18 protein-coding genes and 3 pseudogenes are annotated in these 17,541 nt (G+C 55.6%); 18 read left to right on the top strand and 3 right to left on the bottom strand.

Features of this window, described 5'->3' with window-relative positions; genetic code table 11:
- Nucleotides 1-130: 130 nt before the first annotated feature.
- The 5 genes and pseudogenes from ACMYSP_RS04585 (at nt 131) to ACMYSP_RS04565 (ending at nt 2,452) form a co-directional block, all read left to right on the top strand.
- Nucleotides 131-964, top strand: coding sequence for a GPO family capsid scaffolding protein (locus ACMYSP_RS04585; protein ID WP_049106752.1), 834 nt, complete (start codon nt 131-133; stop codon nt 962-964).
- Nucleotides 965-980: 16 nt separating this feature from the next.
- Nucleotides 981-1,853, top strand: a pseudogene (locus tag ACMYSP_RS04580) (phage major capsid protein, P2 family); the annotation flags it as partial.
- Nucleotides 1,846-2,025, top strand: a pseudogene (locus ACMYSP_RS04575) (HP1 family phage holin); the annotation flags it as partial. The pseudogenes ACMYSP_RS04580 and ACMYSP_RS04575, both read left to right, overlap by 8 nt.
- A pseudogene (locus ACMYSP_RS04570) lies at nt 2,015-2,146 on the top strand (phage late control D family protein); the annotation flags it as partial. The pseudogenes ACMYSP_RS04575 and ACMYSP_RS04570, both read left to right, overlap by 11 nt.
- 87 nt (nt 2,147-2,233) lie before the next feature.
- Nucleotides 2,234-2,452, top strand: coding sequence for an ogr/Delta-like zinc finger family protein (locus ACMYSP_RS04565; RefSeq protein WP_434587011.1), 219 nt, complete (start codon nt 2,234-2,236; stop codon nt 2,450-2,452).
- Nucleotides 2,453-2,672: 220 nt separating this feature from the next.
- Here ACMYSP_RS04565 and ACMYSP_RS04560 read toward each other — a convergent pair whose 3' ends face one another.
- The gene (locus ACMYSP_RS04560) at nt 2,673-4,358 is read right to left on the bottom strand and encodes an aspartate:alanine antiporter (RefSeq protein WP_434585766.1); all 1,686 of its coding nucleotides are present in this window, start codon (nt 4,356-4,358) and stop codon (nt 2,673-2,675) included.
- Nucleotides 4,359-4,624: 266 nt separating this feature from the next.
- On the opposite strand from ACMYSP_RS04560, the gene ACMYSP_RS04555 reads away from it, so the two are divergent.
- Nucleotides 4,625-5,008: an inner membrane protein YbjM gene (locus ACMYSP_RS04555; RefSeq protein WP_434585765.1), complete on the top strand. Its 384-nt coding sequence runs from the start codon at nt 4,625-4,627 to the stop codon at nt 5,006-5,008.
- A gap of 6 nt (nt 5,009-5,014) precedes the next feature.
- On the opposite strand, the gene ACMYSP_RS04550 is transcribed toward ACMYSP_RS04555, so the two are convergent.
- A complete protein-coding gene (locus ACMYSP_RS04550) occupies nt 5,015-5,278 on the bottom strand; it encodes a GrxA family glutaredoxin (protein ID WP_004859945.1) in 264 nt (87 codons plus the stop codon).
- Nucleotides 5,279-5,482: 204 nt separating this feature from the next.
- Here ACMYSP_RS04550 and ACMYSP_RS04545 point away from each other — a divergent pair, with 204 nt between their 5' ends.
- The 12 genes from ACMYSP_RS04545 (at nt 5,483) to ACMYSP_RS04490 (ending at nt 16,642) form a co-directional block, all read left to right on the top strand.
- Entirely contained in the window at nt 5,483-5,770 is a 288-nt protein-coding gene (locus ACMYSP_RS04545; protein ID WP_123756116.1) for a YbjC family protein, read from the top strand.
- A complete protein-coding gene (gene nfsA / locus ACMYSP_RS04540; protein ID WP_434585764.1) occupies nt 5,754-6,476 on the top strand; it encodes a nitroreductase NfsA in 723 nt (240 codons plus the stop codon). Before ACMYSP_RS04545 ends, nfsA begins: the two co-directional genes overlap by 17 nt.
- A 112-nt stretch (nt 6,477-6,588) precedes the next feature.
- Entirely contained in the window at nt 6,589-7,491 is a 903-nt protein-coding gene (gene rimK, locus ACMYSP_RS04535) for a 30S ribosomal protein S6--L-glutamate ligase (RefSeq protein WP_434585763.1), read from the top strand.
- An 88-nt stretch (nt 7,492-7,579) separates the two neighbouring features.
- The gene (locus ACMYSP_RS04530) at nt 7,580-8,059 is read left to right on the top strand and encodes a YbjN domain-containing protein (protein ID WP_123756245.1); all 480 of its coding nucleotides are present in this window, start codon (nt 7,580-7,582) and stop codon (nt 8,057-8,059) included.
- 349 nt (nt 8,060-8,408) lie between these two features.
- Nucleotides 8,409-9,521 (top strand): spermidine/putrescine ABC transporter substrate-binding protein PotF, encoded by a 1,113-nt coding sequence (potF, locus tag ACMYSP_RS04525; protein ID WP_434585762.1) that lies wholly within the window; start codon nt 8,409-8,411, stop codon nt 9,519-9,521.
- A 190-nt stretch (nt 9,522-9,711) separates the two neighbouring features.
- Nucleotides 9,712-10,845 (top strand): putrescine ABC transporter ATP-binding subunit PotG, encoded by a 1,134-nt coding sequence (potG, locus tag ACMYSP_RS04520; protein WP_123756120.1) that lies wholly within the window; start codon nt 9,712-9,714, stop codon nt 10,843-10,845.
- Nucleotides 10,846-10,855: 10 nt separating this feature from the next.
- A complete protein-coding gene (gene potH / locus ACMYSP_RS04515) occupies nt 10,856-11,809 on the top strand; it encodes a putrescine ABC transporter permease PotH (protein ID WP_434585761.1) in 954 nt (317 codons plus the stop codon).
- The gene (potI, locus tag ACMYSP_RS04510) at nt 11,806-12,651 is read left to right on the top strand and encodes a putrescine ABC transporter permease PotI (protein ID WP_434585760.1); all 846 of its coding nucleotides are present in this window, start codon (nt 11,806-11,808) and stop codon (nt 12,649-12,651) included. The genes potH and potI overlap by 4 nt, the downstream gene beginning before the upstream one ends.
- 75 nt (nt 12,652-12,726) lie before the next feature.
- Complete coding sequence (locus tag ACMYSP_RS04505) at nt 12,727-13,200, top strand: YbjO family protein (protein WP_123756123.1); 474 nt, start codon at nt 12,727-12,729, stop codon at nt 13,198-13,200.
- 42 nt (nt 13,201-13,242) lie between these two features.
- Nucleotides 13,243-14,373, top strand: coding sequence for a 23S rRNA (uracil(747)-C(5))-methyltransferase RlmC (gene rlmC / locus ACMYSP_RS04500; RefSeq protein WP_434585759.1), 1,131 nt, complete (start codon nt 13,243-13,245; stop codon nt 14,371-14,373).
- Between the two features lie 77 nt (nt 14,374-14,450).
- Nucleotides 14,451-15,167 carry a response regulator transcription factor gene (locus ACMYSP_RS04495; RefSeq protein ID WP_434585758.1) on the top strand — a complete coding sequence of 239 codons (717 nt, stop codon included), beginning with the start codon at nt 14,451-14,453 and terminating at the stop codon, nt 15,165-15,167.
- Nucleotides 15,164-16,642: a sensor histidine kinase gene (locus tag ACMYSP_RS04490; protein WP_434585757.1), complete on the top strand. Its 1,479-nt coding sequence runs from the start codon at nt 15,164-15,166 to the stop codon at nt 16,640-16,642. The genes ACMYSP_RS04495 and ACMYSP_RS04490 overlap by 4 nt, the downstream gene beginning before the upstream one ends.
- Nucleotides 16,643-16,702: 60 nt before the next feature.
- On the opposite strand, the gene artJ is transcribed toward ACMYSP_RS04490, so the two are convergent.
- Nucleotides 16,703-17,434 (bottom strand): arginine ABC transporter substrate-binding protein ArtJ, encoded by a 732-nt coding sequence (gene artJ, locus ACMYSP_RS04485; protein ID WP_434585756.1) that lies wholly within the window; start codon nt 17,432-17,434, stop codon nt 16,703-16,705.
- Nucleotides 17,435-17,541: the final 107 nt, after the last annotated feature.

Raw genomic sequence — 17,541 nt, 5'->3', positions numbered from 1 at the left:
TACGGGCTTGCCCTGAGCCTTTCCCCGGCTGGCTTTTGTGTGGTTTACCGCACAAGGTCCGCGCGTTGTTTCCCCCCCTCCATCACAGCAACCATAAGGCCTCACAGAGTTATTTGATGGAGTCGCTCAAATGGCAGTTAAAGCAAAACGCTTCCGCATTGGTGTGGAAGGGGCAACAACAGACGGACGCACCATTGAGCGCGCCTGGCTGGAGCAGATGGCGGCAAGCTATAACCCGCAGGTCTATACCGCGCTGATTAATCTGGAACACATCAAGGGCTACACCCCGGACAGTCCGTTCCGCCGTTTCGGGACCGTGGATAAGCTGGAGGCCGAAGAAATTACGGACGGCCCGCTGAAAGGAAAAATGGCCCTGTATGCGTGGATCACCCCGTCAGATGATCTGGTGGCGTATACCCGCAAGCTGCAAAAGCTGTTCACCTCGATGGAGGTCAATACCAGCTTTGCCGATACCGGCAAGGCGTACCTGATTGGCCTTGCAGCGACTGACGACCCGGCAAGCCTGGGTACAGAAATGCTGCAGTTTAGTGCCAGCGCAAAAAGTAACCCGCTGGCAGGCCGTAAACAGAACCCGGAAAACCTCTTTACCGCCGCAGAAGAAACGCTGATCGAGTGGGAAGAGGTCCAGGGTGAAAAACCCTCCCTCTTTGCCCGCGTCACCGCGATGTTTACAAAAAAAGAGCAGACCGATGATGCGCGTTTCTCTGATGTACATCGGGCTGTTGAGCTGGTCGCCACTGAGCAGCAGAGCCTGAGCGAGCGCACCGATCAATCCCTGTCCGCGCAGGATAAGCGCATTGCTGAGCTGGAAACCGCACTGCAGAAGCAGCAGACCGATTTTTCTGCGCTTAAGCAGAAGCTGAGCCAGGAAGACAGCCGTAAAGATTATCGCCAGCGTGCGCCAGGTGGTGAAGCACCTGCAGGCACCCTGACCAATTGCTGATGGAGCAAGAGAACCCATGAAAAAGAATACCCGTTTTGCCTTTAACGCTTACCTGCAGCAACTGGCGCGTCTGAATGGCGTGGAAGTCGAAGAGTTATCCAGTAAATTCACCGTTGAGCCGTCGGTGCAGCAGACGCTGGAAGACCAGATCCAGCAGTCCACGGCATTCCTGACCATGGTTAACGTGATTGGCGTGGCGGAGCAGTCAGGCCAGCTTCTGGGCCTGGGCGTCGGCAGCACCATTGCCGGGACCACTGACACGACCACGAAGGAGCGCGAGCCAACCGATCCCACTGAGATGGTGGATGTTGAGTACAAATGCGAACAGACCAACTTTGATACGGTGCTGACTTACGCAAAACTGGATATGTGGGCGAAATTCCAGGATTTTCAGGTGCGTATCCGTAACGCCATCGTGAAACGTCAGGCGCTGGACCGCATCATGATCGGTTTTAACGGCGTAAAGCGTGCAAAAACCTCAGACCGTGCCGCCAATCCGTTGCTGCAGGACGTTAACAAAGGCTGGCTGCAGAAGGTCCGCGAAGATGCCCCGGATTGTGTGATGGGCAGTACCACGGCAGAAGATGGCACCACCACTGCAGACCCGGTGAAGGTCGGCAAAGGCGGTAAATATGCCAACCTGGATGCGCTGGTGATGGATGCAGTCAATGAGCTGATTGACCCGATTTTCCAGGACGATGCGGAACTGGTCGTGATCTGTGGACGTGAGCTGTTGTCCGACAAGTATTTCCCGCTGGTCAATAAAGACCAGGAGAACAGCGAAAAGCTGGCGGCTGACATGATTATCAGTCAGAAACGCATGGGCGGTCTGCAGGCCGTTCGCGCCCCGTCATTCCCGGCAAACGCCGTGCTGATCACCCGCCTGGATAGGGGATTTATCGATCAAAGATGCCTCTACGGTGGGCGGTGTGCTGATTGGCCTGCTGATGCTGGCGATCAACTGGTACTACAAACACAAAACCTATCAGCTGCTACGCGACGGGAAGATAGCCTCATATCGCCCTGCAGCAGAGAAGCAGGCAGGGGGACAGCGGCTTTAAGCAGCCTATTGATGATGCAGAATGGACCATCACAACGTTAACGCACACGGTCAACCCGGATAGCGGATTTACAACCAGCATCGAGCTGGAAGTGAAAATTGATGATTTAGTAATGGACTGAGGTTTTCAAAAGAGAACTTAAAGTTCACAAAATGAAGTAATGTTGTATCATTATTGCGATTTCGGGAAAAATGGCGGGGACGTAAAAATGATGATTTGCCCATTATGTGGAAGCGCAGCCCATACTCGCAGCAGTTTCCAGGTCTCTTCAATGACCAAAGAACGTTACAACCAGTGCCAGAATATCAACAGCAGCCATACGTTCGTAACGCATGAGACTTTTGTGCGCTCAATCTCTACACCTAAAGAGGCCCAGCCTGTGCAGCCCCACCCCACAAATTCAGGCCAGGTAGCATTGTCTCTTTGAGGCTGTCGCCACTTTGTCGCCATTGGATAAAACGATGCATTGTAACTTCATGATTTTAAACATCATAAAATTCAGGCAACAAAAAACCCATCAACCTTGAACCGAAGTGGCGGGGTTGATGGGCTCCACAAAATGGGGACATCAAAGAAAAGCAGTGGCACTACTTATGACTGACGCCCGAGAGAAAAGTTCTGCCTCTATCCATTTTTTTCTTAAATATTTACTGAAGCCCTGGCCAGATGATGACGATCAGCGTCCCCGCCAGGGTTAACAGCACGTTGGCGATGGCGTAGGTCCCCGCATAGCCCAGCGCCGGAATGTTGCTGCGCGCGGTATCGCTGATAATCTCCATTGCCGGGGCGCAGGTACGGGCCCCCATCATGGCGCCAAACAGCATCGCGCGGTTCATGCGCAGCACATAGGCGCCAAACAGGAAACAAATCACCACCGGTACCAGGCTGACGAGCAGGCCCGCTGCCAGCATCTGGCCGCCAACGGCGCCCAGCCCGTGACCAATCCCGGCGCCAGCGCTCAGGCCAACCCCGGCCATAAAGACCATCAGGCCGAACTCCTTCACCATATTCAGCGCGCCCTGTGGGATATAGCCGAAGGTTGGATGGTTGGCCCGCAGGAACCCAAGCATAATCCCGGCAAACAGCAGCCCCGCCGCATTACCAATCCCGAAGCTGAAAGAGCTGAACTGAAAGGTGATCATCCCGATCATCAGGCCGACGATAAAGAAGGCGCAGAAGGCGAGCAGGTCGGTCACCTGGCTGTGAATCGAGATAAAGCCGATACGATCGGCAACGGTTTTCACGCGCCGCGCATCGCCGCTGACCTGCAAAACGTCGCCCTTGTTGAGCACCACGTTGTCGTCGATTGGCATTTCAATCTGGCTACGGATAACGCGGTTTAAGAAACAGCCGTGGTCGGTCAGCTTCAGCTGCGCCAGGCGGCGGCCAACGGCATTATGGTTTTTAACCACGATCTCTTCGGTTACGATGCGCATATCCAGCAGATCACGGTCGAAAACCTCTTTACCATTACGGAAGCTCGGGTCGAGACGTGCGTGGGCGTCCGGGTAGCCCACCAGCGCGATATCATCGCCCATTTGCAGGACCGCATCGCCGTCCGGGTTAGCCAGAATGCCGTTACGGCGGATCCGTTCGATATAGCAGCCCGTTTGACGATAGATCCCCAGCTCGCGCAGATTTTTACCATCGGCCCAGGCCACCAGCTCCGGGCCAACGCGGTAGGCGCGGATTACCGGCAGGTAGACTTTACGCTTGGAGTCGGTATCCAGCCCACGTTCACGGGCAATCTGCTGGGCGCTGGTCTGCAGATCCTGATGCTGCAGCTTCGGCATATAGCGGGCGCCGACGATCAGGCTGACGAGACCAATCAGATAGGTCAGCGCATAGCCAAGGCTCAAATGGTCGAGAGAGAGCGCCAGTCGATCGCTGGGCATACCTAAGTGACGAAGGGTATCACCGGCACCTACCAGCACCGGGGTTGAGGTCATGGCGCCTGCCAGCATCCCCGCCGTCAGGCCGATGTCCCAGCCAAACAGTTTGCCCAGCCCCATCGCCAACAGCATCGCGCTGCCGACCATCACCAGGGCGAGCATCAGATAGTTTTTCCCGTCGCGGAAAAAGATAGAAAAAAAGTTGGGACCGGCTTCCACGCCAACGCAAAAAATAAACAGCATAAAGCCCAGATTCAGCGCATCAGTGTTAATACTGAAATGCTGCTGGCCTAATAATAATGAAACCACTAAAACGCCAATAGAATTACCAAGTTGTACTGAACCCAGGCGCAGTTTTCCGAGGCAAAGCCCCAGCGCAAGTACAACGAATAATAACAGGATGTAATTCCCGTTTAACAAATCTGCGACGTTTATATTCACGAAAGCCAACTTCTCATTTACTAGTAAGTTGTTGAAGGAAATGGTTATTTAGTCTAAGGTTGGCCCAGTGTTGGTGTCGTTCCGAACCTTGTTCCGGCATCCCGGTATAACCACTAAAAATGAGTCGTTAGTTTAATCCTTCCTGGGTGCTGCGGCTAGTCACAATCGTTTTTAGGCGGGTGGGTGCAAAAATGGCATGGATTGCCAGAATGCTTTATCTGACTGGATGTAATGAAGTGGGTTAGAGGCAGAATCAGGAGGATGGTGTGAAATCTGAGCGAGCCTGGGTCGGTATTACCTGCGGGTTCTTTCTGTTTATCGTGGTCTGTTTAATTCTGTTACTGCATATGAACGGAATCTTTCGTGCTGCCGGCAATTCTGAAGTCGGGCTGCTGTTCTTTTTGCTGCCCGGGGCGGCGGCCAGCAGTCTTTCGCCTGGACGACGGGTGATCCTACCGGTGGTGGGCGCTATTCTGGCGGCGCCGGTCTGCCTGCTGGCAATGCGGCTTTTTTTTGTGGCACAACGAACATTCTGGCAGCAGCTGGCGTGGTTGTTTAGTGCGGTGTTCTGGTGTGCGCTGGGCGCGCTGTGCTTTATGTTTATCTGCGCCTGGCTAGATTCCAGGCGCAAGCACTCGTCAAGAGAATGAGTCGACTCAGGCAAACAGGCCGAGATTCTCTTTTGCCCAGGCTTCAAAATCAGTGCAGCCGCCGATGTGTTTCTGATCGACGAAAATCTGCGGAACGGTCTCAACGGGTTTACCCACGGTCTTTTCCAGATCGCTCTTACTGATGCCTTCAGCGTGAATATCAACGTAGCGATAGTTAAAATCATCGCGTTCATTGGTCAGTTTTTCAGCCAGTTCTTTGGCGCGAACGCAATAAGGGCAACCGGGACGACCAAAAATAACCGTAAACATGTTTTTTCTCCTTAACTTTCTGCCGGATGGCGAATGTGACTATGATGACCTGTTCCGGCGGTGAGTAAAAGAAGGTTCTGCCTTTTTCTCCGATGGTTTAAGGCTATGTTTGATAAATGTCGGTCCTGTTAAATGACTATACTGTCCCCGCTGTGCGGCGCTTAACCGCTTGTCCGCAGAGCCTACATTGACCGGAGGAGAGTTATGCGATCGCCCGCCGCCTTACCAAAAAGCGTCCTGGTGATAGAAATTATCGGTATTGTGCTGTTGACCCTGGCCTGGCTCTCGCTCAACCAGTACCTGCAGCTGCCGGCGCCGTTTTCCAGCCCTACGGCAGCCCTGCTGATGATTTTCGCCGGGATCCTGTTGATGCTGCCTGCGGCCATTGCGCTGATGTGGCGTATGGCAAGGATCGTGGCACCACAGCTGACGCAAACTCAAAAACCACCTTCTTCACCTGACAGAGAAAAACGAGATGACGCCGACCATTGATCTGCTGCGTAGCCACCGCTCTATTCGCCACTTTACCGATGCGCCCATCAGCGACGAACAGCGTGCCGCCATCATCGCCAGCGCACAGGGGGCATCCAGCTCCAGCTTTTTACAATGCAGCTCCATTATTCGCGTAACCGACCCGCAGCTTCGCGAGCAGCTGGTGACCTTAAGCGGCGGCCAGCAGCATGTGGCCCGTGCGGCGGAGTTCTGGGTATTTTGTGCCGATTTTAGCCGCCATCTGCAGATCTGCCCGGATGCTCAACTGGGTCTGGCAGAACAGCTGCTGCTGGGGGCGGTAGATACCGCGATGCTGGCGCAAAACGCGCTGGTTGCCGCCGAATCGTTAGGGCTGGGTGGCGTCTACATTGGCGGGATCCGTAACAGTATTGACGCGGTGACCGAGCTGTTGAACCTGCCGCAGCATGTTCTGCCGCTGTTTGGCCTGTGCCTCGGCTGGCCTGCCGATAACCCGGATGTGAAGCCGCGTATGCCGGCGGCGATGCTGGTGCATGAAAACAGCTGGCAGCCGTTGGATGAAACCGTGCTGGCAGAATATGATGAGCAGATGGCACAGTATTATCTGTCACGCGGCAGCAATACGCGTCGCGATACTTGGAGCGACCATATTCGCCGCACTATCATTAAAGAAAGCCGCCCGTTTATTCTGGATTACCTGCATAAGCAGGGGTGGGCAACGCGCTGATTGCGTGTACACTGCTGCCTGCTTAGCGCCTCAAGAGTCAGAGGCCGGGCGGTGGTGGCGTAATTAATACAGTGAAGGCCCGCCGGAGCGGGTCTTTTTGCAGAGGTGCAGGGTGAAAATTGCCATATTATCCCGGGATGGAACGCTCTATTCATGTCGTCGCCTACGTGAAGCCGCGCAGAAGCGCGGTCACCAGGTGGAAATCCTCGATCCGCTTTCTTGTTATATGAACGTCAGTCCGGTGGCCTCGTCAATTCACTATAAAGGCCGCCAGCTCCCGCATTTTGATGCCGTGATCCCACGGATCGGTTCCGCCATTACCTATTACGGTACCGCGGCACTGCGCCAGTTTGAACTGTTAGGCAGCTATCCGCTCAATGAGTCGGTGGCGATTACCCGCGCCCGCGACAAGCTGCGCTCGTTGCAGCTGCTGGCACGCCAGGGGATCGATCTTCCCCTGACCGGGATCGCACACTCTCCGGACGATACCAGCGACCTGATCGCCATGGTGGGCGGTGCGCCCCTGGTCGTCAAACTGGTGGAGGGCACGCAGGGGATCGGCGTGGTGCTGGCTGAGACGCGTCAGGCAGCCGAAAGCGTGATTGATGCCTTCCGGGGTCTGAACGCGCATATTCTGGTTCAGGAGTACATCGCCGAGGCAAAAGGGCGGGATATTCGCTGTCTGGTGGTTGGCAACGAAGTGGTGGCGGCGATTGAGCGACGGGCAAAAGAGGGCGATTTCCGCTCTAACTTGCACCGTGGTGGGGTGGCAACGGTCGCCATTATCAGCGAGCAGGAGCGGGCGATGGCCATCAAGGCAGCGCAGACCCTCGGTCTGGACGTAGCCGGGGTCGATATCTTACGCGCAACCCGCGGGCCACTGGTGATGGAGGTTAACGCCTCACCGGGACTTGAAGGGATTGAAACGACCACCGGAATCGATATTGCCGGGCGGATGATCGCCTGGATCGAGCGCCAGGCCACGCCTGAATTTTGCCTGAAAATGGGCGGATAATCGGTCGCGCTGACACTTTCATGGTATGCCGCGTATTTTTTGCGTAAGCTATGGCGTCGTTTTTACACAGCAAGAGGTCACAGGTCATATGGATTCACTGGTCGTTCCGGGTCTGGATACGCTACGTCATTGGCTCGATGAGCTAGGCATTAGCTTTTTTGAGTGTGATTCCTGCCAGGCTTTGCACCTGCCGCATATGCAGAATTTCGAAGGCATTTTCGATGCAAAAATCGATCTGGTAGACAACGTGGTGCTCTTTTCTGCCCTCGCGGAAGTGAAGCCGTCGGCACTGCTGCCGCTGTCTGCCGATCTGTCGGCGATCAACGCCAGTTCGTTAACCGTCAAAGCATTCCTGGATATCCAGGATGATAACTTGCCTAAACTGGTGGTATGCCAGGCGTTATCCGTCGGCGTTGGCATCACCGTCGAGCAGTTTGGCTGGTTCTTCCGCCAGAGCGAAGAGCAAATTTCAATGGTGATCCTCGAAGCGGCCGCCAACCAGGTACTCTTTAAAGCCGAAGAAGAAGAGTACCCCGCTGAGGAAGTTCAGCACCATTTTCTTCACTAAACCTGTCGATGAATAGCGCAGCCACTACCACAGTGGCTGTGTATTACGCGCTTTTATTCTGCTATTAACCTTTCCTCAAAGAATTTTTCACCGCCATTCTGCCGCTTTTGGCTTATCACGTAGACCGTTATTGCATAAAAAATTGATAAAAGGCGTTATTTTACCTGGGCTATAGCCTCTTATTCTGGCTACAGTTATTCTGGCGATGCTTCCAGTTGCGGGCAACCATTCCGGGAGAGGTCCTCTCTCCTTTTCTTAGGCAATGAAAAAACATGCACGATTATTGCATGCAGACAAGTGCGTATATTAAGCCCGCTTGTTAACGGGCATTTGAGAAGGAATAAGAGATATGACCGCCTTTGGTAAAAAATGGTTAACAGGTCTGGTTACGGGTGCGTTGATGGCCGTCTCTGCCGGTTCACTCGCAGCGGAACAGAAAACCCTACATGTTTATAACTGGTCTGATTATATCGCGCCGGATACGGTAGCCGATTTCGAAAAAGAGACCGGTATTAAAGTGGTGTATGACGTTTTTGATTCCAACGAAGTGTTGGAAGGCAAGCTGATGGCCGGCAGCACCGGTTTTGACCTGGTCGTACCGTCGGCGAGTTTCCTTGAGCGGCAGCTGGCTGCCGGGGTTTTCCAGCCATTGGACAAGAGCAAGTTACCGAACTGGAAAAATCTCGATCCGGAAGTGTTGAAGCTGGTGGCGAAGCACGACCCGGATAATAAATATGCGATGCCGTATCTGTGGGCGACAACCGGTATCGGCTACAACGTCGATAAAGTGAAAGCCGTATTGGGTAAAGATGCCCCGCTGGATAGCTGGGATCTGGTCCTCAAGCCTGAGAACCTCGAAAAACTGAAAAGCTGTGGCGTCTCCTTCCTCGATGCACCGGAAGAGATTTTTGCGACGGTCCTGAACTATCTGGGCAAAGATCCTAACAGTAGCAAAGCCAACGACTACACCGGGCCGGCAACCGACCTGCTGCTCAAGCTGCGGCCGAATATTCGCTACTTCCACTCCTCGCAATACATCAATGACCTGGCGAACGGCGATATCTGCGTCGCGATCGGCTGGGCGGGCGACGTCTGGCAGGCGGCGAACCGGGCGAAAGAAGCTAAGAATGGCGTGAACGTCTCTTACTTTATCCCGAAAGAAGGGGCGCTGGCCTTCTTTGATGTCTTTGCAATGCCTGCGGATGCCAAGAATAAAGATGAAGCTTATCAGTTCCTTAACTATTTAATGCGCCCGGAAGTTATCGCCAAAATCAGCGACCAGGTGTACTACGCGAACGGTAACAAAGCGTCGACTCCGCTGGTGAGTGAAGCGATCCGTAATAACCCGGCTATCTACCCGCCGGCGGACGTTTTTGCCAAGTTGTTCACCCTGAAAGTTCAGGATCCGAAAATCGACCGCGTGCGTACCCGTGCGTGGACGAAAGTGAAAAGCGGGAAATAACATCTTAGGGCCCGGTTCGCCGGGCCTGAACAGATCTTACCCGGCCGGGAGATTGCATTACCCGGCCAGGGTAAACACAGATGCAACGTGCAGCGAATGTATGCACCAGGATGGTGCGCCTGCACTGTAAAGTAGAATGTATGGCAACCGGGCCATACGGTGGTTAGCTTTTTTGCCGGAGAGCACCCGAGTGAATGACGCAATTTCCCGCCCACAGGCGAAAACCCCCAAAGCGCTAACCCCGCTGCTGGAAATCCGTAATCTGACGAAATCCTTCGATGGTCAACACGCCGTCGATGACGTCAATCTCACCATTTATAAAGGCGAAATTTTCGCGCTGCTTGGCGCATCTGGCTGTGGTAAATCAACGCTGCTGCGTATGCTGGCAGGCTTTGAGGAACCGACGGCCGGCCAGATTATGCTTGATGGCGTCGATCTGTCTCGCGTACCGCCTTATCAGCGGCCGATCAACATGATGTTCCAGTCTTACGCTCTGTTCCCTCATATGACGGTGGAGCAGAACATTGCCTTTGGTCTGAAGCAGGACAAACTGCCGAAAGCCGAAATCACCAGCAGGGTGCAGGAGATGCTCGCGCTGGTGCATATGCAGGAATTCGCCAAACGTAAACCGCACCAGCTGTCCGGCGGCCAGCGCCAGCGTGTTGCTCTGGCGCGCAGCCTGGCGAAGCGGCCAAAACTGCTGCTGCTCGACGAACCAATGGGCGCGCTGGATAAAAAACTGCGTGACCGGATGCAACTGGAAGTGGTGGATATTCTTGAGCGTGTCGGTGCGACCTGCGTGATGGTGACCCACGATCAGGAAGAGGCGATGACCATGGCAGGGCGTATCGCCATTATGAACCGCGGTAAGTTCGTGCAAATTGGCGAGCCGGAAGAGATCTATGAACATCCGACGACCCGCTATAGCGCGGAATTTATCGGTTCGGTCAATGTGTTTGAAGGACTGGTGAAAGAGCGCCTGGAAGATGGCCTGGTGCTGAACTCACCGGGGCTGACTCATCCGCTGAAGGTCGACCCTGATGCGTCGGTGATTGATAATGTTCCGGTATGGGTGGCTCTGCGTCCGGAAAAAATCATGCTCTGCGATGAGCCGCCGGCGGATGGCTACAACTTCGCGGTGGGGGAAGTGATTTATATTGCCTATCTCGGTGATCTGTCTATCTACCACGTACGCCTGAAAAGCGGGCAGATGATCAGCGCGCAGCTACAGAATGAACACCGTCATCGTAAAGGGTCGCCAACCTGGGGTGATGAAGTTCGTTTGTGCTGGGATGCCGACAGCTGCGTTGTTCTGACGGTGTAAGGAGAGGGCGATGAGTACATTAGAACCACCGGCCGGGGAGAAAAAACCGGGCGGTTTTGCGCTCTGGCTCGCGCGCCTGCAGATGGCCCATGGCCGCAAGCTGGTGATCGCGCTGCCGTATCTGTGGCTGATCCTGCTGTTTCTGCTGCCGTTCCTGATCGTATTTAAAATCAGTCTGGCGGAGATGGCGCGGGCGATCCCGCCCTACACCGATCTGTGGGAGTGGGCGGACGGCCAGCTGACGTTAACCCTGAACCTCGGTAACTTCCTGCAGCTGACCGACGATCCGCTCTATTTCGAAGCTTATCTGCAGTCGCTGCAGGTGGCGGGTATCTCGACGTTCTGCTGTCTGGTGCTGGGGTATCCGCTGGCATGGGCGGTGGCGCACAGCAAGCCGTCCACGCGAAATATTCTGCTGCTGCTGGTGATCCTGCCGTCGTGGACCTCATTCCTGATCCGCGTGTATGCGTGGATGGGGCTGCTGAAAAGCAACGGCGTGCTGAATAATTTCCTGCTGTGGCTTGGGGTTATCGATCAGCCGCTGGAGATCCTCCATACCAACCTCGCGGTGTACATCGGCATTGTCTACGCCTATCTGCCGTTTATGGTGCTGCCTATCTATACCGCGCTGACGCGGATCGACTACTCGCTGGTGGAAGCGTCGTTGGATCTGGGCGCGCGACCGCTGAAAACCTTCTTCCAGGTGATCGTGCCGCTGACCAAAGGCGGGATTATTGCCGGGTCGATGCTGGTGTTTATCCCCGCGGTAGGGGAGTTTGTGATCCCGGAACTGTTAGGTGGGCCGGACAGCATCATGATCGGGCGCGTCCTGTGGCAGGAGTTCTTTAATAACCGCGACTGGCCGGTGGCCTCAGCGGTGGCAATTGTGATGTTGTTGCTGCTGATCGTACCGATCATGTGGTTCCACAAGCATCAGCAAAAACAGATGGGGGAGCACGGATGAACGATTTGCCGGTAGTACGTTCGCCATGGCGAATTTTAATCCTCGTGATCGGCTTTACGTTTTTATATGCCCCGATGCTGATGCTGGTGATCTACTCATTCAACAGCTCGAAGCTGGTGACGGTATGGGCCGGCTGGTCAACCCGCTGGTACAGCGAGTTGTTCCACGATGACGCGATGATGAGCGCCGTCGGGCTGAGTCTGACCATCGCCACCTGCGCGGCAACGGCGGCGGCGGTGCTGGGTACCATTGCGGCAGTGGTGATGGTGCGTTTTGGCCGTTTCCGCGGCTCAAACGGCTTTGCCTTTATGATTACCGCACCGTTAGTCATGCCGGATGTGATCACCGGGCTGTCGCTGCTGTTGCTGTTTGTGGCGCTCGGGCATGCTATCGGCTGGCCGTCGGATCGCGGGATGCTGACCATCTGGCTGGCGCATGTGACCTTCTGTACCGCCTACGTGGCGGTGGTCATTTCGTCACGACTGCGTGAACTGGACCACTCTATCGAGGAAGCGGCGATGGATTTAGGCGCTCCGCCGCTGAAGGTCTTTTTCATCATCACGCTGCCGATGATTATGCCGGCGGTGATCTCCGGTTGGCTGCTGGCCTTTACCTTATCGCTGGACGATCTGGTTATCGCCAGCTTCGTCTCCGGTCCTGGAGCCACCACCTTACCGATGCTGGTCTTCTCCAGCGTGCGGATGGGGGTGAACCCGGAAATCAACGCCCTGGCGACGTTAATCCTCGCGGTGGTCGGGGTTGTTGGTTTTATCGCCTGGTATTTGATGGCCCGCGCAGAAAAGCAGCGAGTACGCGATATCCAGCGTGCAAGACGCAGCTGAACCCCCTAAAATCTACGGTAAAACTGGTATCGGCGTCGTGATAGTACGACGCCGTTTTCATGGAAGACGCTTCCGTTGGGATTGTTTACAAAAGCACGTTCCTCTCATGCACGCCTGAACGTTCCTGCCCTGGTGCAGGTGGCGGCGTTCGCCATTATTTTGATTCGTGGCGTTGACCTGCTGATGATCTTTAACCAGCTAGGGGTCAGCGGCATCGAAGAGTTTATTCGCCGCAGCGTCCAGACCTGGAACCTGACGCTGGTGTTCCTCTCCAGCCTGCTGCTGGTGTTCATCGAGATCTGGTGCGCCTTCTCGCTGGTGAAGGGGCGCAATCTGGCACGCTGGATCTTCCTGCTGACGCAAATTATTGTCACCGGCTACCTGTGGGCGGCTTCGCTGGGGTATGGCTATCCAGAGCTGTTCAGTATTGCCGGCGAGTCAAAGCGTGAAATTTTCCGTTCTCTGGTGATGCAAAAATTGCCTGATTACCTGGTGTTGCTGTTGCTGTTTGTTCCGACTTCGTGTCGACGGTTTTTCCGACTACAATAACGATGATACAATCCCCGCCCCTGTTTTTTTGAAGGTCTTTTTATGCACTGCGCACTCTATGACGCGGGCCGCTGTCGCTCCTGTCAGTGGCTGGAACTGCCGTTAACACAACAACTCGCCAGTAAAATGGCCGACCTCAGGACGTTGTTAGCGGACTTCCCGGTAGCGCAATGGGAGCCGCCGGTTTCCGGCCCGCAAGTCGGTTTTCGCAACAAAGCCAAAATGGTGGTCAGCGGCAGCGTTGAACGCCCGCTATTGGGCATGCTGCACCGCGACGGCACCCCCGAAGACCTCACCGACTGCCCGCTCTATCCGCCTCATTTTGCGCCGGTGTTTAGTGTATTAAAGCCGTTTATTGCCCGGGCCGGGTTAACCCCCTATAACGTCGCCCGCAAACGCGGTGAGCTGAAGTATCTGCTGCTCACCGAAAGTCAGCTGGATGGCGGGATGATGCTGCGTTTTGTCCTGCGTTCGACGGCGAAACTCGAGCAGCTTCGCGCCGCGCTACCCTGGCTGCAGGCACAGCTGCCGCAGCTGAAGGTGATTACCGCTAATATTCAGCCGGTGCATATGGCCATTATGGAAGGCGAGCAGGAAATTCTGCTCGGCGAGCAGCCCGCGCTGGCGGAAAACTTTAACGGCGTTCCGTTGTGGATCCGCCCACAGAGCTTCTTTCAGACCAACCCGACCGTTGCCAGCCAGCTGTATGCCACCGCCCGCGATTGGGTGCGTCTGCTGCCGGTGGAGCATATGTGGGATCTGTTCTGCGGCGTGGGCGGCTTTGGCCTGCATTGTGCCACGGCGCAAATGCGGCTGACCGGGATTGAGATTGCGCCGGAGGCCATTGCCAGCGCCAGGCAGTCTGCCGCTGAACTGGGGCTGACGAACCTCCATTTTCAGGCGCTGGACTCGACGCAGTTTGCCACCGCTGAGGGCGATATTCCGGACCTGGTGCTGGTGAACCCGCCACGGCGCGGTATCGGCCGCGAGCTGTGCGACTATTTAGGCCGGATGGCGCCCCCGTATATTATCTACTCCAGCTGTAACGCCCGGACGATGGCGAAAGATTTCGCGCTGTTGCCCGGTTATCGGGTTGAACGGGTGCAGCTGTTCGATATGTTCCCTCACACCGCACACTATGAAGTCTTGACGTTACTGGTCCGCGAAGTTTAAACAAAATGTGAACTCTTCTGCTGGCGTAAATCGGGTAAGCTTGGCGAATAACGAGTTGAGATGAGCGGAGCGAGACGATGGCAAAGAAAATTCTGTTGGTCGAAGATGACGACGATATCGCTACGTTGCTGCGTCTGAATTTGCAGGATGAAGGGTTTCAGATTGTCCATGAGGCTGATGGCGCGCAGGCGCTGGTGCAGCTTGAAAAGAGCAGCTGGGATGCGGTGATCCTTGACCTGATGCTGCCCCATGTCGACGGTCTGGAGATTTGCCGCCGTATTCGCCAGATGACCCGCTATCTGCCGGTGATTATCATCAGCGCCCGCGCCAGCGAGACACATCGTGTGTTGGGGCTGGAAATGGGGGCGGACGACTACCTTGCCAAGCCGTTCTCGATCATCGAACTGGTGGCGCGGGTCAAGGCGCTGTTTCGTCGCCAGGAGGCGATGGGGCAGAATCTGCTGATGGACGCCGGACGCATTGACTGCCACGGCCTGAGCGTCGATCCGCTGGCACGGGAGGTCAGGCTACGCGGTGAACCGGTAGACCTAACCCCGCGCGAATTCGACCTGCTGTACTACTTCGCTCGCCATCCCGGCGAGGTCTTTTCCCGCCTGGCGCTGCTCGATCACGTATGGGGCTATCAGCACGAAGGCTATGAGCATACGGTGAATACCCATATCAACCGCCTGCGCAGCAAAATCGAACACGATCCGGCCGAGCCGGAAATTATTCTGACGGTCTGGGGCAAGGGCTATAAATTTGCGCCGGCTCGTCAAGGAGCGGGGCAATGATGCGTCGACTGAGCCTGAGTCAGCGCCTGGCACTGGTCTTTACCTCGCTGCTTTTGCTGTGCGCGGCGGCCGTCTGCGTGGTGCAGTTGTACAGCAGTGCGCAATACGGTAATGCGATGGTGCAGCGGCTGTCGGCTGGACTCGCCCAGCAAATTGTGGCCCGGGAACCGCTTCTCGATGCGCAGGGGCAGGTGAACCGCCAGGCGCTTAAGCCGCTTTTTGACCGGCTGATGGTGTTTAACCCCAGCGTAGAGCTGTACCTGATTTCTCCTGAAGGTGAACTGCTGGCGGATGCCGCGCCTCCTGGCCATATCAAGCGCCAGCGGGTGGCGATCGCGCCGATACAGGCGTTCCTTTCCGGTGGCGCCTGGCCGGTGTACGGCGACGACCCACGTAGTCCGGCTCAGCAGAAAGTCTTCAGCGTCGCACCGCTAAATGTGGAGGGGCAGCTCCGCGGCTATCTCTACATCATCCTGCAAGGGGAAACCTTTAACGAACTGGCGGCCAACGCCTGGCAGAAGACTTTGGGCAGCCTGCTGATCTGGACCTTGCTGCTGGTGGCGCTGTTTGGCCTGCTGGCCGGCGGTCTTGCCTGGTATTGGGTCACGCGTCCGGTACGTCAGCTCACCGCCCAGGTCGTCATCCCTGAAGAAGACAGCATCGGGGCGATCAAATTACTGGCGGCGCAAACCCCCGATCCCCATCCCGGAAATGAAGTGGCGATTTTGCATAACCGGTTTATTGAGCTTGCCCGGCAGATCGCAGGTCAGTGGGATCGCCTGGCCGACAGTGACCGTCAGCGCCGCGAGTTTGTGGCCAATATTTCCCATGACCTGCGCACGCCACTGACGTCGCTACTGGGGTATCTTGAGACCCTGACGCTGAAAGCCGACCGGCTAAGCGCGGAGGAGCGCCGGCGTTACCTCGATATCGCGCTGCGCCAGGGAAATAAAGTCCGCTATCTCTCATCCCAGTTGTTTGAGCTGGCGCGACTGGAACACGGCGGCATCAAACCGCAGCCGGAGAAATTTTTCCTGGCCGAACTGGTCCAGGACGTGGCGCAGAAGTTCGATCTGTCGATTGCTACCCGCAATATTCGTCTGCAGCTGGGGCTGGCCAGCGGTTTGCCGCCGGTGGTCGCAGATTTGTCGATGATGGAGCGGGTACTGACCAACCTGCTGGATAACGCCATTCGCCACACCCCGGACGGGGGGAGCATCAGCCTGACGGCGCGCCAGCAGGGCGCAGAAATGGTGGTGGAAGTGACGGACAGCGGCCCGGGCGTTGCCGGTGAGCTGCGGGCCACGCTGTTTGAACGACCTTCGGTACTGGAACCCGGTCAGAGTCGCGGAATGCGGGGCGGGTTAGGGCTGATGATTGTCCGGCGTATGCTGCAACTGCACGGCGGCGATATTCATCTGTTGGAGGTCACGACAGGGGCCAGCTTCCGCTTCACCCTGCCGCTGCGTCCGTAGCGGGGAGGCTTCCCCGCGCGTGGTTTAACGGGCTACTGGAGTAGCCCGGTAGGCGGACGTTTATTCCGGGAACCACTGGTTGCTGATTTTCTGATAGGTGCCGTCAGCTTTAATCGCTTTCAGCGCGCCATTTAGTTTCTCCAGCAGCGCCTTGTTATCCGGGCGTACCGCAATGCCGAGGCCGGTGCCGAAGTATTGTGGATCGGTCACTTTCGGCGTTGCCACGCCCAATTGCGGGTTGGTCTTCAACCACTCATTGACCACCGCGGTATCACCGAACACCCCATCAATACGGCCATTTTTCAGGTCGATAATCGCATTCTGATAGCTGTCATAGGCGACGGTTTTGACTTCCGGATGTTTGTCCTGCAGGTACTTCTGGTGGGTGGTGCCGTTTTCCATACCAATACGTTTGCCTTTCAGGTCAGCAAAGGAGTGGTAGGCATCTTTTTTGGCGATCACCAGCGCTGAGTTCGCGTAGTACGGCTCGGTAAACGCCACCTGCTTGCTACGCTCCGGGGTAATGTCCATGCCGGAAATCACCGCATCATATTTTTTAAATTTCAGCGCCGGGATCAGGCTATCGAATGCATGATTGGTAAAGGTGCAATCGGCCTGCATCTGTTTGCACAGCGCTTTCGCCAGGTCGAGATCGAAACCGACGATCTGATTGTTGGCATCCATAGATTCAAATGGCGGATAGGTGGCGGAAACGCCAAAGCTGATTTTTTCCGCGGCAGCGGCGCCAAAGGCGAAAGAGGAAAGCACTGCAGCCAAAACTAACTTTTTCATCGTGGAACTCCCGTCGGTCAATCTTATGATGTTGTGCCGTGTCTGCGGCTGATTTTCACAATGCCATTAAATGAATTTATATTCAATAATTACGTATAATTATTTTT

Origin of the sequence: Klebsiella sp. R390, from assembly GCF_051131745.1 — a bacterium.
Classification (GTDB): Bacteria; Pseudomonadota; Gammaproteobacteria; order Enterobacterales; family Enterobacteriaceae; genus Klebsiella.
Note: the sequence above shows the minus strand (reverse complement) of the source record. Positions and strands in the feature narration are given on the sequence as shown.